This window comes from Micrococcaceae bacterium Sec5.1 (genome assembly GCA_039636795.1).
GTDB lineage: Bacteria > Actinomycetota > Actinomycetes > Actinomycetales > Micrococcaceae > Arthrobacter.
In genome coordinates this window covers 4969541-4983303 of the sequence record CP143430.1, presented here as the reverse complement: position 1 = coordinate 4983303, position 13763 = coordinate 4969541, and the positions used below count along the sequence as shown (strand labels likewise).

The window sequence follows — 13763 nt, the reverse complement described above, 5'->3', positions numbered from 1 at the left end:
ACCAGCACCGACGCAACAAGCACTGACGGGACACAGAAGTGACGATCGCAAGCATGCTCCCGCTCGGCGAGCTCACGAACCCCGGACAGATGCGCCTGGCACTCGTGCAGGTGGTCAACTGGGGCACGTTCCATGGGGCCCACACTATGCACGTGGATCGAAACGGCACTCTCCTGACGGGCAATTCGGGCGTCGGCAAGTCGACGCTGTTTGATGCCATGCTCCGGGTGTTTGATGCCCGTCCGCGGTCCAATGAGGCTGCTGCCCAGCGGTCCGGCGGTGCTGTGGAGGACAAGAGGACCACGTTTACTTATATGCGCGGCAAGGTCGGTGATAAGGCTGTTGGCGATGGTTCGGCCAGTGCCTTCCAGCGCCCGGGTGCCACCTGGTCCGCCGTCGCGCTGACGTTCGACAACGCGGCCGGCACGAAGGTGACGGTCTCGGCGCTGTTTGATTTGCCGAAGAATGGTACGGAGTCCAGCGTCGGGCGTTTTTACGTGATCGACAACAAGCCGCTGGACTTGGAAGCGATCGAGGGGATTGCCCAGAAGAGGTTCACCAAGGGTGCGTTGGAGGGGATCTTCCCTGACGGCCAGGTGTTCGACGTTCACAAGGCGTTCGCCGAGCGGTTCCGCAGGCTCCTTGGCATCAACTCTGACCAGGCGCTTCCCCTGCTGCGTGTGATCCAGGCCGGGAAGGGCCTTGGCGGCAGCGTTAATACGTTCTTCCGGGACCAGGTACTCGATGCCCCGGCTACGTTGGCTGCGGCTGATGATGTGGTGGAGGAATTCAGCAACCTGATGTCCATCCGGCAGCGGTTGGAGGATGTCCGGCAGCAGCGCGACCAGCTGGCGCCGGTTCCGGGGCTGAACAAGGACTATGCGCAGGCGTTGTTGGATGCGAACAGGCTCCGCGAGTTGGCCGGCGAGGAATTTGAGGCGTACAAGCAGCAGCTTGCGGTCACGGTCCACGCCAAGACCTTGGCGCGTTTCAAGGAGTTGGCGCAGTCCAAGGCGCAGGAACTCGCTGCCGAGCGCACGGTCCGGGATGCTTTGGCCAAGGAGCTGCGTGAACTGGAGCTGGATTACAACAACCGCGGTGGTAACGCGATTTCGGCTATCGAGCAGTCGCTGGAGAACGCCCGTGTAAGCCTGAAGTTGCGCCAACAGGTGGAGGAATCCGCCAGGAAAGCGTTGGCCGATGCCGGGCTGAACCTTGAATGGTCGGCCGAGGGCTGGGACCAGGCCCATGAGCAGGCTGCCACGCGTTCAGCGGAGTTGAAGGACGATTCGGAGGCTTTGAAGGAGCTCCGTTTCGAGGCCTTCGACGGCCACGCGACGAAGAAACGCGAGCTGGCCGCGGCTGAGCAGGAGCTGCTGTCGTTGCGGTCGCGCAAGTCTTTGCTGCCGCCGTCGAGTATTGAGAACCGAGCCGCGATCGCAGCCGCGACCGGCATCCCCGAGGAGCGCATGCCGTTCGGCGGTGAGCTGATCGACCTCGCCGAGGGCCAGGATCAGTGGCGTCCGTCCGCCGAACGTGCGCTGCGCAACCTCGCCACCACACTGTTGGTCCCGGGAGAGCACTTCGCTGCTGTTACGCGGTACTTGAACGACAACACGGTCCGTGGCGCACTGCGTGCAGTGGATGTGTCCAAGCCCGTTGCCGGTGGCGCGCTGGCTGTGGAGGACGTGTCCGACGGCGACCTCTTGACTAAGTTGAGCATCCTCACCTCGGGTGCCAATGCCGACGCCGGGGAGTGGATCCGCGAGCGGATCGCCTTGGACTTCGCGTACCCGTGCGTGGAGGACCCGGACGAGCTTGCTTCGATGGATAAGGGCCTCAGCCTGGGTGGTGTGGTCAAACGCAACCGGCACACCGTGGAAAAGGACGACCGTTTCACGAGCCGGCAGGATTACGTCCTCGGCTTCGATAATGCGTCCAAGCTTGAACTGGTGGCGGCCCGGGTGGGCGAGCTGGAAAACGAGCTCGCAAAGGCTGCCGAATTGGCGCAAAGCCGTGAGGATTCCCACCAAGGGATGGCCCGGCAACTGGAAGCGCTCCGCCGCGTCGCTGAAGATGAGCGGCCGTGGGAGCAGGTTTCCGCAGTCGTGGCCGCGGACGAACTTGCCCGGATCGAACAGCGCCTCACTGATGCCCTGGCTGCCCAGGCGGACCTGGAACCGTTGCGCGCCAGCATCGAGGCCGTACGCGAAAAGCACCAGTCCTCCACAGGCGCGGCCGCCGTGCTGCAGAGTGAATACAAAGCGCTCGACCAGAAGATGGTCACAGCTGACGGCCTGCTCGATGCCGCGAGGTTGAAGCTTGAGCAAGCACCGCCGTCGGGCTCTACCGTAGCCGCGCTTGAACCGTACTTTGCCGGCGTCGGCGAGGTGTCCGAGCTTTACGAACTCGACAACCTGGCCAACAGCGTCCGCAACAAGCTGCTCGACGAGCTGCACGCCGCCGAATCACGCAGCCAGGCTACGGCAGAGCGTCTGACGCGAATCTTCGAGGCTTTCGTTCGCGATTGGGGCAGTGCCATCAGCGCGGACTATGGCACGTCCATTAGTGCTGCCGGGGACTTCGAATCGCGATATCACGCGATCGTGAGCGATGGCTTGCCCGCCCAGGAGGCGGAGTTCCGGCTGTTCTTCAACCAGCGCACGCACGAGTCGTTCAGTACGCTCCTGCACCTGCTGGACGAGGAGCGCCGGAGCATCACCAGCCGGATCCTGCCCCTCAACGGCATCCTGTCCGAGGTCAATTTCCACGAAGGCAGCTACCTGGAACTGGACATCAAGCAGACGCTTCCGGCTACGGCCAAGCAGTTCAAGGACGCGATCCAGAACGCGCTGAAAGCCAAGCACACGCGGCCCTCCCGCAGTGCGTCTGCCGCTGCTGGAACAGAGGCCGATGACGACGCCGAGCTCACCGCCCGCTACAAGTCCCTGGAGACCCTGGTGAAGCGTCTCGGTTCCCAAACCCCTGAGGATCGCCGCTGGCGCGCCGAAGTGTTGGACGTCCGCGGCCACTTGTTTATCCAGTGCAAGGAGCACAGGGAGGTGGCCGCGAAGTCGGCCAAGGCCGGCAAATCCGGTAAGAAGAAGACCGAGGTCTTCATGCATGCCGATACCGGTTCCATGTCCGGTGGTGAGCGCCAGCGCTTCACGGCGTTCATCATGGCCGCGGCCCTGAGCTACCAGCTGGGGATCGCCGAGCAGGGCTTCACCACTTACGGCACCGTGATGATGGACGAAGCATTTGTGCTGGCATCCGAGGAATTCGCCGGGGCTGGAATCAAGGCCCTTCACGAATTCGGCTTCCAGTTGTTGCTGGCCGCACCGGAAAACGTCATCGATCTGTCCCGGCACCTTGGCTCGGTCACGGAAATCCTCCGCGACAAGCGGACCAACCGGTCCGGCGTGCTAACAGCTCCCGTCATTGCAGGCCCTGGCGAGCCTGGCGCATGGCGATCCGAAGCCAACCCCGTGGATATCGTCCTCCGATAAAGCAACGCGGGGTCACTTATGGCCCATGGTGGAGACCTTAATGGGCCATATGTGACCCCGCGTTGTCTTTAGCGGGTGGGGGTCCCGCGCACCCGATCCAGGAACTGGGCCGTCCGCTCTTCGAGCCCGGCGATTTGCCGAACCACGACGACGGCAGGGTCCGGGTTGATCTCGTTGGCGGGCGGTTCCTTGCGCACATTGGCGCTGCATCCGAACTCGGCGCAGATCAGGGTCCCCACGGTGTTGCCGTCCTTGCCTGACTGTCCGGCCTTCTTGGCAACCCACAGATAGACGTCGTCTTTGGAGAAGACGTCCCGGCACAATTCACAAAGGACCACGCGCTTCTTTCCGGAGCCACCTTCGGGAGCGCGAAGCATGATTCCGGTGAGCTTGCCCCTGTGCGGGACCACCAGATATCCGCGCTGGGGCATCTTTTCGTCGCGCCAGCCGAGGAATTCACGGTTGTCCCAGTCGATGGTTTCAAAGTCGCGGGGAAGATTGAGCTTGGCAGCTTCGGAGCGGCTGGCATTGATGAACGATGAACGGATTTGTTGGGCAGTGATTTTCTGCATGGCAAAGCTTCTTTCGGAGATGATCGACGTCGCGCAAACAGGAGCGCGTTAACTGGCAGGGGGCGTCGGTCACGAGTGAAAGCGAGGCACAGCAAAGAGACCCAAAATAGGGGTGCCAGGGCTGGGAGCTAGAGTGATGCCGACGTGCGGGGGAGTGCCAAGCAGGCCAAAATGGCCACCTCGCCAACCATGGCTGCAGCAACTGAAACAGTGCGCACGCTCATCTCCTCGTCGTTCTCTCTGGAACTCGTCGTTCTCTCTGGAAGCGGTAGTCCGCTGCCGATATCTTAGCAATGCCCTGGCGAGGTGATTACGTGATGCAAACGTTTCGTAATTATTGAAAGGCTAGGCTAGCCTTACTTAGGTTCGCGTCACTTACCTAAGGAGTCCCGTGGCTTCCCTTCTTCCACGCCGTGCCCTGCTGAAGACCGCAGGCACCGCCACAGCCGCTTTGGCCGCCGTCGCCCTTTCCCTCACGGGCTGCTCCACCGGGCCTGCCACCACCACCACTCCGGCAACGGAGCAGGCCGAAACCGCTGCTTTCCCCGTGACCATCAAGCACGCTTTCGGCGAGACCACCATCAAGGAACAGCCCAAGCGCGTAGTCACCATTTCCTGGGTCAATGACGACGTCGCAATAGCCCTGGGCGTTGTCCCGGTTGGCGTTCCCAAGAACGAGTGGGGCAATAACGACAAGGGCTCCACGCCGTGGAAGGATGCCGCGCTGGAAAAGCTTGGCGCAGGCTTCGGTTCGGACAAGGCTCCCGCGCAGTTCTCCGAGGCGGACGGCATCAACTTCACAGAGATCGCCAAGCTGAATCCGGACGTTATCCTCGGCGCCTACTCCGGCCTGGAGGAAGCCGATTACAAGAAGCTTTCGGAAATCGCTCCCGTGGTTGCTTACCCGGAGCTCGCCTACGGTACGCCGTGGCAGGAGAGCACCACCATCATCGGTAAGGCCCTCGGCAAGGAAGCCGAAGCCAAGAAGCTGATAGAGGACACCGAAGCCACCGTCAAGGACAAGGTTTCCAAGTACCCGCAGATCAAGGACAAGACCTTTATCTACGGCAACCTGGAACCGGCAAAGGGCGACGGCGTGAACGTCTACACGGCCATCGACAACCGCCCGCGCTTCCTCTCTGAAATCGGTATGAAGCTCGCTCCGGTAGTGGAGCAGAACACGAAGACCAACAAGGACTTCTTCATCCCGTGGTCCGCTGAGAAAGCCAACGAGCTCCAGTCCGATGTCTTCGTGACATGGGTGCCGGAAGCCGCCACAGCCGATGCCATCAAGGCCGACCCCCTGCTGGGCCAGATACCCGCCGTCAAGTCCGGCGCACTCGTTGCCGACGCCGATCAGACCCTTACCCTGTCCATCTCCGCATCCTCGCCGCTGAGCCTGCCGTGGGCGCTGGACACGTTCCTGCCGCAGCTGGGCAGCGCCGCGGACAAGGCTGCCGACGCGGCAGGCAAGTAACTGCAATGAAATTGAGTACGACGACGGCGTCTCTGGGGCAGGTTGGCTGCGCATCCGTGCCGGGTAACCAGAGAGGTAGCGACCCCCGGAGCAATGCGGCGGCAGGGGGAACCCGTCCCAACGTGACAGGTGGGCGGAGTGCCTGGCTGGTGGTCGCCGTCGTCGTACTCGCCGCTGCGTGCGCAGCATCCTTGGCAATCGGCGCGCGCGGGCTTCCCCTGACCACCATTTGGGAAGCTATCACCAACTTCAATCCTGAAAGCGGCGACCACGCAGTGGTCATCGCACGGATTCCCCGAACAGTATTGGGTCTCCTGGCAGGCGCCGCCCTGGGCTTGGCCGGAGCGGCAATGCAAGGAGTGGCCCGCAATCCCCTGGCTGATCCCGGCATCCTGGGACTCAACGCGGGTGCGGCCCTGGCTGTTGTCGTGGGCATCTATGTTTTCGGTGTCGGTTCGCTGACCGGCTACATTTGGTTCGCCTTCATCGGCGCCGCAGCGGCCGCCGTCGTCGTTTACGCGATCGCATCCAGGGGCCGTGACGGCGCGACGCCGGTCAAGCTCGCCCTTGCGGGTGCGGCGCTGAGCGCGGGCCTGTTCTCGCTGATGAATGTCATCCTGGTTTCAAGTCAGGACACTTTGGACCGATTCCGGTTCTGGCAGGTGGGAAGCATTGGCGGACGCGATTGGTCTGTCCTGTTGCCCGCGCTTCCCTTCCTGGCCGTCGGCGCCGTGATCGTCCTGGCCAGTGGCCGCATCTTGAACAGCCTCGCGCTGGGTGACGACATCGCCCGTGGACTTGGCCAGAATGTTGCCCTGTCCCGGGGAATCATCGGCCTGGGGATCGTCTTGCTGTGCGGATCCGCTACTGCGCTGGCTGGACCCATTGGCTTCCTCGGCCTGGTGATTCCGCACGCTGTTCGCTCGCTCACTGGTCCGGACTACCGCTGGGTCCTGCCGTTCTCCATGATCTCGGCGCCCATCCTGCTGATCATCGCCGATGTGATCGGCCGCGTGGTCCTGCTTCCGGGCGAAGTTCCCGCCGGCATCATGACCGCGCTTGTGGGTGCGCCGGTCTTCGTCTGGCTCATCCGCCGCGGAAAGGGGGCCGGGCTGTGACCACCATCCACAAACTCCCCGCCGAGTTGGCACTTAACACCAATGATTCCCAGAAACATGGGCATCAAATGTCACTTCGGCGCGTGCTCAGCCCCACGCTTTTTCTGGGCTTCGCCCTCGTGGTGATGTTCAGCGTGTACGTTCTCCTGGGCAGCTACACCGTCACCATTCCTGATTTCTTCACCATCGTCATCAACCACCTGACAGGGGGCGAGAAAATTCCAGGAGCCAGCTTCATCGTGATGGAGCACAAGCTGCCGCGCGCTACCGTCGGAACGCTGATCGGCGTGGCCTTTGGCCTGGCCGGTGCACTGTTCCAGACCATGCTGCGCAATCCGCTGGCCAGCCCGGATGTCATTGGTATCAGCTACGGAGCCAGTGCCGCGGCCGTGACAGTCATCGTGATCTTCGGTGCTTCCGGAGCCGTGGTTTCCGGTGCAGCCCTTGGCGGGGCGCTGGGTGTTGCGGCCATCATCTACGCGATTTCGCGTGGCACCGGGTCCGGGGCAGGCGGAGGCAGCCGCGGCAATGCTGCCGGCAACCGCCTCATCCTGGCTGGCGTTGGTATCGCCGCGGCACTGCACGCGGTGGTCAACTTCCTCATGACCCGTGCAGACATCCGTACCGCAGCGGACGTCCTCGTCTGGCTAAACGGTTCGCTGAATTCTGCCACTTGGGAGCGCGCCGGGATCCTCACGGCCTCATTGCTGGTCCTGGTTCCGGCTGTCATCATCCTGGCCGGCCCGCTGCGCATCCTCGAACTCGGCGACGATGCAGCCGCCGGCCTAGGCATTAGGGTCAACGCCACTCGGCTGGGACTGGTGTTGACCGCCGTGGGGCTTGCCGCCGTCGCGACGGCCGCTGCCGGTCCCGTTGCGTTCGTCGCTTTCCTGGCCGGGCCAATTGCACGTCGTATTGTCCGCAAACCCAGCCTCCCGGCGTCGGCCCTTACCGGTGCGCTCATCGTGCTGGCCGCTGACTTCTTCGCCTCCAACATCGCCCCAGTCATCCTCGACGGAACCGTTCTCCCGGTCGGCGTCATCACCGGCGCCCTCGGTGCACCCTTCCTGCTGTGGCTCCTGGTCACCTCGAATCGAAAGGAAGCCTGACATGGCCGTCCTTAATGCCAAGGACCTGACACTTCAATATGAGCAGTGCAAGGTGGTTGAGGGTCTCACCACCGAGATCCCCGAGGGCAAAGTCACCATGATCGTGGGCGCAAATGCCTGCGGTAAGTCCACGCTGCTTCGAGGACTGTCGCGGCTGCTCAAGCCCGCCAGTGGTGCCGTGACGCTCGACGGCAAGGACATTCACACCCGTCCCGCCCGCGAACTCGCCCGGACCTTGGGTTTGCTGCCGCAGCACCCCACGGCTCCCGACGGCATCACCGTGCGCGACCTCGTGGGACGGGGCCGGTATCCGCACCAGGGGTTCTTCCGCAGCTGGAGCGATTCCGACGACGCCGCGGTGCAGCGCGCCCTCCAAGCTACCGCAACGCTGGAACTCGCAGAGCGGAGCGTCGACGAACTGTCCGGCGGACAGCGCCAGCGCGTCTGGATCGCCATGGCCCTCGCGCAGGAAACCGAAGTCCTGCTGCTGGACGAGCCCACCACGTATTTGGACTTGGCACACCAAGTGGAAGTCCTGGACCTGATCACGGACCTCAACCGCAGCCGCGGAACCACCGTGGCGATCGTGCTCCACGACCTCAACCTCGCCGCGCGCTACGCCGACCACGTCATCGCCATGAAGGGCGGATGCATTGTGGCCGAAGGACCCGCACCCGTCGTGGTCACCGAGCAACTGGTCTTCGACGTCTTTGGCCTCGAATCCCGTGTGGTTCCCGACCCCATCTCGGGAACACCGCTCATTGTCCCCATCGGACGCCACCATGCACAGCCCGTTTCAACCAACGAACTGGAGATCGCCTCATGAGTGCCCAACCAACACGGACCCAAGCGAGCGCCGCCGTGGAACCGATGACCCTCGCCTTCGACGTCACCGTCTCGGCCGTGCAGGACCTGAGCCCAAACTTCCGCCGGATCACGTTTGGAGGCTACTCACTGCGCGGCTTCGGCGTTGCAGGGGACACTTTGGACCTGCGCGTGAAGCTGATGATTCCTTCATGCGACGTGGCCGGCAACGTCATTCCGCTGCCTCCGTTCAAGATGGAAGAAGCCGGCTGGTACCAGGAATGGTTGGCCATGGACCCGTCCGTCCGCGGTGACATGCGCACTTACACCGTCAGGGCTGAGCGACTCGACGCCGTCTACCCCGAGATCGACATCGACTTTGTGATGCACTTCGACGATGCAGGCCGCGGCGGGCCCGCAGCCAACTGGGCGAAAGAAGCCAAGCCCGGCGACGCCATCACCATCATCGGCCCCAACAACCGTGCGGCGCAGTGCACCACAGCCGGAGCCTACGGCGGCATCGAATGGCGCCCCGGCCTGGCCCAGAGAGTCCTGCTCGCCGGCGACGAAACCGCCGTCCCTGCCATCAGCGCAATCTTGGAAAGCCTGCCCGCCGACATGACCGGCCACGCCTTCCTCGAAGTACCCGAAGCCGGCGACTTCCAGGACATCTCCACCGAAGCCGACATCGAAATCACCTGGCTGGCACGTGGAGCGGCCATTGGACGCTCACGTCCCCATGGCGAACTTCTCAAGGAAGCGGTGGCCAAGGCCGTTCCCGTGCCGGGATGGGTAGGCATCAAGGGCGCTGGCACCGCCGCCGGACCCGAGCCCGAAGACGTCAACGTGGATCAGGACATCCTCTGGGAGACCCCGCAACGCATGGACGCCGCAGCCATCGAAGCCACCAAGAACCCCACTCTGCCTGCCGGTGCGCTGCCGTTCTACGCCTGGATCGCCGGGGAAGCGTTCGTCATCAAGGAAATGCGGCGGTACTTGGTGCGGGACGTTGGAATTGATCGGAAGCAGGTTGCATTCATGGGTTACTGGCGACGGGGCAAGGCAGAGGGCTAATCGTGTTTTGGCGCCGCGGCAGAGTCCGGCCGCAGCGGTAGTTTTGCCGTCGCTTAGACACAACCCATAGGTGCCGTTCCGGTCGCTGGGCGACCTCCGCGCCACGATGGGCTGCGATGCGCTCCTACACAAAACTGCCGCTGCGGCCTTGCGGGCAGGTCGCCCTTCCGATGCTCTCTCACTTCCCCCCGGTTTTTTGGGGATCTTCTTTCACTTCCCCCGGGTTTATGGGGGATGTTCTCTCATGTCCCGTTCGTCCTGTTCACTTGGGGTTGGCTGTGGTGTAACCGGGGGTAGGTAGCGTCGGCTGGATGCGGGATGTTTACGCGGCTGGGCACAGCGGACGAAGGCGGTACGTCGCCCTTGGGGATTCCTTCACCGAGGGCGTGGGGGACCCAAGCAAGGTGCTGCCCAATGGGGTTCGCGGGTGGGCAGACCGGGTCGCCGAGAAATTGGCCAAAGCGCAGCCGGGCTGGGAGTATGCGAATCTCGCAGTGCGCAGCAAGAGGCTCCGGCACATCATCGATGAACAGCTCGAGCCCGCTCTGGCCATGGAACCAACACTCATCACGTTGTATGCCGGCGGCAATGACATCCTGGACTTTGGCACGGACATGGACGCACTCCTCAACGACTACGAATTGCTTGTCGCGCGCCTGAGCCAAACGGGAGCAACCCTGGTCCTTTTTACCGGCTTTGACGTGAAGGTCTCAGCCGTCCTGGAACCATTCAAGAAGCGCAACACCATGTACAACCAAAAGGTCCGTGATGTTGCTGCAAAATATGGGGCGATCCTGGTGGATTACTGGTGCTTCGACGCCTACAAAGATTCACGGATGTGGGCCCCTGACCGGCTTCACATGTCCAAAGCTGGCCACAAATACCTCGCCGCCCAGGTCCTGGACCACCTAAATGTCCCGCACAAGATTTCTCCGAAGCAATGGGACCCGCCCCAAAGAATGACCATGCGCGAATGGGAACGCAGGCAGCGGCGCTGGGTGAACGACTGGGTGCTGCCGCTTTTTGGACGTAAACTCCGCGGCGTCACATTGGGGGACTCCCTGAATCCGCGGTGGCCCCAGCCCGTGAAGGTCCCGCGGAAGGGTGGACTGAAGAAACTGGTCGAAAACCAGCAGGCTACGCAGTGAAGCTACCCGGCAAGCCTCAGTTCTCGAGCAGGTTCTCGTAGCCCTCGGCCACACTGGTCGCGGTGAATTCGATGATCTCGAACTCGGCCACGCCGTTGCTGAAGAAGGGGTCTTTGGCCAGCGAGTCATCCAGTGTTGCCCGGTCTGCTTTGGACAGCAACACGCCGCCCGTGGCTGGGACGCGACGTCCCGACGCAAGGAATACGCCGGCGTCGAACGCGTCCTTAAGCCAGGCCATGTGGGCTGGCCGGTGGAAATCGGCGATCTCATCGGGAACTTTGTAGGTCAGGGCAACAACGAACATTCCGTCAGCCTACCGTTTGCGGCTGCAGCAAGGCCGGGCCAACCGGCTAATTCTCCTAAGATGGATCCATGACTGAACCCCGCTGGCTTAATGCCGACGAACGCCGTGCCTGGTTGGCCCTCCTGAGCATCAATACCTTGCTTCCGTCGGCGTTGGATACGCAGCTTCAGTCTGCCGGGAAATTGTCGCTGTTCGACTACAACGTGTTGGCGATGCTCTCGGAAACCGAGGGCCGGTACCTGCCCATGAGCGAGCTCGCGGCCCGGACCAGCGCGTCGCTGTCGCGGCTGTCGCACGTGGTCACCAAACTCCAGAAGCGCGGCTGGGTGGAACGCCAGGCGCACCCGGGCGACGCGCGGGTCACCGTTGCCCACCTGACCGAGGCCGGCATGTCCACCATTGTGGCCCTCGCTCCCGGTCACGTTGAGTCCGTGCGAGCGCTGATGCTCGATTCACTCTCGCCCGACGACGTCGCGGACCTCGCGCGCATCGGCGAGAAAATCGTCTCCCGGCTGGACAATAACCACTGGATCCTGCGCGAATCGTAGCCTTGCCCACGCTTTGTAGGTAGCGGTTGGCTAATGGCAGACTGACGGCATGGATTTTTCTGCCCGTTATGTTGCTCTGGGGGATTCGTTCACTGAGGGCGTTGGCGACGACGACCCAACGCGACCCAACGGCGTCCGGGGGTGGGCCGACGTCGTTGCCCGGCAGTTGGCCCACAGCAACGAGGACTTCGGCTATGCCAACCTCGCCATCCGCGGCAGGAAGCTCCGCCAAATCATTGCAGAACAGGTGGACGCGGCGGTCGCACTGAAGCCCACATTGGTGACGATGTACGCCGGCGCGAACGACATCCTGCGGCCGAAGATCGATATTGACTCCCTTTTGGAGGATTACGACGCCGGCATCGCCAAGTTAAGCGCGACGGGTGCCACTGTCGTACTCTTCACGGGCTTTGACGCCCGCGGTTCCAAGGTTTTTAGCACGATGCGTGGACGGACCGCGATCTACAACGAGCTGCTGCGCGAAATCGCGGAGAACCACGGTGCCCTGCTGGTGGATTACTGGCGGTTCGACGAGTACTACGACGTCCGGATGTGGGCGCAGGACAGGATGCACATGTCGACGGCTGGCCACGTTAATATGGCCAAGCGCGTGCTGGACGTCCTCGAGCATGAGCATGTGCTCGAAGTCCCCGAGCTCGCTCCGCTTCCTACGCTGAACCGTTCCGAAGCCATCAGGGCAAACGCACGATGGGTCCGGGAATTCGCCGGTCCGTGGGTGGTGCGCCGTGTGCGGGGTACGTCCTCGGGCGATGGGCTTAGCCCGAAATATCCGGCCCTGATCCGCCCGGTCTAGAAGGCCCGGTTTAGATGGACCGGCCTCAGGCCGCATAACGGAAACCCGGCGTGGCGAGCAGCGTTCCCGTCCTGCCAACCGCGAGCACTTCGACGCCCCATTTCTCCACGGCATGATCCAAGGTCTGTATTCCGCCGGCGACGATTGCCGTTGCCAGGACGTCGGCCGTAAGAATGTCCTGCGCCGCGACGGAAACCTGAAGGAACTCCGACCGTCCGGCCCCGACGGTCCAAATGTGTTCTCCCCGTTCAGTCGAGCCTGACGTTGCCAGGGCCGTCATTCCGCTTTCGGCCGAGGCGCTGAGGCGGTATGTACTGAGCAGCTTCTGGCGATCGAACGGATCAACGATCCCGGCCTGCCACGGACTGGGATCTTCAAAGCCAGAGTCCGCGGGCTCCGGTGATCCGCTCACCAGCACGTCCCCGCCAGCGTTGAGGCACCAATCGTGCAGGCCGAGGGCACCTAAGGACAGCGCAGCTTCGCGCATGGCGTGGGCTTTGACGATTCCGGAAAGATCCAACGCGCCGTCCGGTCGCTCAGCCGTGAACGCACCTTCGGTATCCACCCGCCATTCCGAGGCCGCTGCATACAGTTCCTGCATCAACTCCGAGGCATACGCCAACGTCAGTTCGCCCCGGGCCAGCCGGCTCGCCTCAGATCCTTCGCGGTAAAGGCTGAACGTCAGGTCGAGCTGCATAAATATCTCTCCTACGACGTCGACGGCGGACTCAAGTTCCTCGGCGGCGGTTTGGGCGGACGTGCCGCTCGCCACGGTCAGGCTCATCACAGTGCCCATGCTGCGGAAAGTACGGGCACGGAGCTGTTCGCCGCTAAAAGTTGGCTGCATCGAGGGCCGCCTGAAGGGAGGTGAGATAGGCCTCACTTGTGACCGTCGCGCCACTGACGGTTTGTACGTTGGCTGATTGGGCATGCAGGACCTCGGATCGCAAGACCGGTGCTGCCCGGCTACTGATCTGTGCGGATTTCCGTTCCGCATCGGTGAGTTGCAGGGGTGTGACCTCGGTGATCTTGCCATTCTGGATGGTCACCTGCACCTGGACTGTGCCGAAGCGGGTGCCGACTGACGCGCCGTCGTACGTTGCCGCCGTCGTGCTTTCCGCGCTGCTGCCGGTACCGGTGCTGCCGTTCGCAGCCGAACCGCCGGCGGACATGCTGCTGCTCAGGCTCGTTGTGGTAGATGTGCCTGTCTCGGCAACATGCGCCCCAGACTGCCAGCCCGCGAGCAGGATGCCCGCGGAGGCCAGGGCCGTTGCCATTGCTGCCCG

Annotated in this window: 13 protein-coding genes; 9 read left to right on the top strand and 4 right to left on the bottom strand. The window is 63.0% G+C overall.

Going from position 1 to position 13763, the window contains the following annotated elements; translation table 11 throughout:
- Positions 1-38 precede the first annotated feature (38 nt).
- Positions 39-3509, top strand: a complete 3471-nt coding sequence (locus VUN82_22785; protein XAS71864.1) for an ATP-binding protein — start codon at positions 39-41, stop codon at positions 3507-3509.
- 68 nt (positions 3510-3577) lie between these two features.
- Here VUN82_22785 and VUN82_22780 read toward each other — a convergent pair whose 3' ends face one another.
- The gene (locus VUN82_22780; GenBank protein XAS71863.1) at positions 3578-4081 is read right to left on the bottom strand and encodes an FBP domain-containing protein; all 504 of its coding nucleotides are present in this window, start codon (positions 4079-4081) and stop codon (positions 3578-3580) included.
- A gap of 391 nt (positions 4082-4472) precedes the next feature.
- Here VUN82_22780 and VUN82_22775 point away from each other — a divergent pair, with 391 nt between their 5' ends.
- The 6 genes from VUN82_22775 to VUN82_22750 all read left to right on the top strand — a co-directional run bounded on the left by VUN82_22775 (position 4473) and on the right by VUN82_22750 (position 10811).
- Complete coding sequence (locus VUN82_22775) at positions 4473-5558, top strand: iron-siderophore ABC transporter substrate-binding protein (GenBank protein XAS71862.1); 1086 nt, start codon at positions 4473-4475, stop codon at positions 5556-5558.
- Positions 5559-5563: 5 nt separating this feature from the next.
- Positions 5564-6676, top strand: a complete 1113-nt coding sequence (locus tag VUN82_22770; protein ID XAS71861.1) for an iron chelate uptake ABC transporter family permease subunit — start codon at positions 5564-5566, stop codon at positions 6674-6676.
- A complete protein-coding gene (locus tag VUN82_22765; protein ID XAS71860.1) occupies positions 6673-7785 on the top strand; it encodes an iron chelate uptake ABC transporter family permease subunit in 1113 nt (370 codons plus the stop codon). The genes VUN82_22770 and VUN82_22765 overlap by 4 nt, the downstream gene beginning before the upstream one ends.
- Before the next feature lies 1 nt (position 7786).
- A complete protein-coding gene (locus VUN82_22760) occupies positions 7787-8611 on the top strand; it encodes an ABC transporter ATP-binding protein (GenBank protein XAS71859.1) in 825 nt (274 codons plus the stop codon).
- The gene (locus VUN82_22755; GenBank protein ID XAS71858.1) at positions 8608-9663 is read left to right on the top strand and encodes a siderophore-interacting protein; all 1056 of its coding nucleotides are present in this window, start codon (positions 8608-8610) and stop codon (positions 9661-9663) included. The genes VUN82_22760 and VUN82_22755 overlap by 4 nt, the downstream gene beginning before the upstream one ends.
- Before the next feature lie 311 nt (positions 9664-9974).
- The gene (locus VUN82_22750) at positions 9975-10811 is read left to right on the top strand and encodes an SGNH/GDSL hydrolase family protein (protein XAS71857.1); all 837 of its coding nucleotides are present in this window, start codon (positions 9975-9977) and stop codon (positions 10809-10811) included.
- A gap of 16 nt (positions 10812-10827) precedes the next feature.
- Here VUN82_22750 and VUN82_22745 read toward each other — a convergent pair whose 3' ends face one another.
- Positions 10828-11115: a YciI family protein gene (locus VUN82_22745; protein ID XAS71856.1), complete on the bottom strand. Its 288-nt coding sequence runs from the start codon at positions 11113-11115 to the stop codon at positions 10828-10830.
- Between the two features lie 68 nt (positions 11116-11183).
- Here VUN82_22745 and VUN82_22740 point away from each other — a divergent pair, with 68 nt between their 5' ends.
- Positions 11184-11663, top strand: a complete 480-nt coding sequence (locus VUN82_22740) for a MarR family transcriptional regulator (GenBank protein ID XAS71855.1) — start codon at positions 11184-11186, stop codon at positions 11661-11663.
- A 49-nt stretch (positions 11664-11712) separates the two neighbouring features.
- Positions 11713-12477 carry an SGNH/GDSL hydrolase family protein gene (locus VUN82_22735; GenBank protein XAS71854.1) on the top strand — a complete coding sequence of 255 codons (765 nt, stop codon included), beginning with the start codon at positions 11713-11715 and terminating at the stop codon, positions 12475-12477.
- A 25-nt stretch (positions 12478-12502) separates the two neighbouring features.
- Here the strand turns inward: VUN82_22735 and VUN82_22730 are convergent, their stop codons facing one another.
- Positions 12503-13324: an FAD:protein FMN transferase gene (locus VUN82_22730; GenBank protein XAS71853.1), complete on the bottom strand. Its 822-nt coding sequence runs from the start codon at positions 13322-13324 to the stop codon at positions 12503-12505.
- Entirely contained in the window at positions 13308-13754 is a 447-nt protein-coding gene (locus VUN82_22725; GenBank protein ID XAS71852.1) for an FMN-binding protein, read from the bottom strand. The genes VUN82_22730 and VUN82_22725 overlap by 17 nt, the downstream gene beginning before the upstream one ends.
- Positions 13755-13763: the final 9 nt, after the last annotated feature.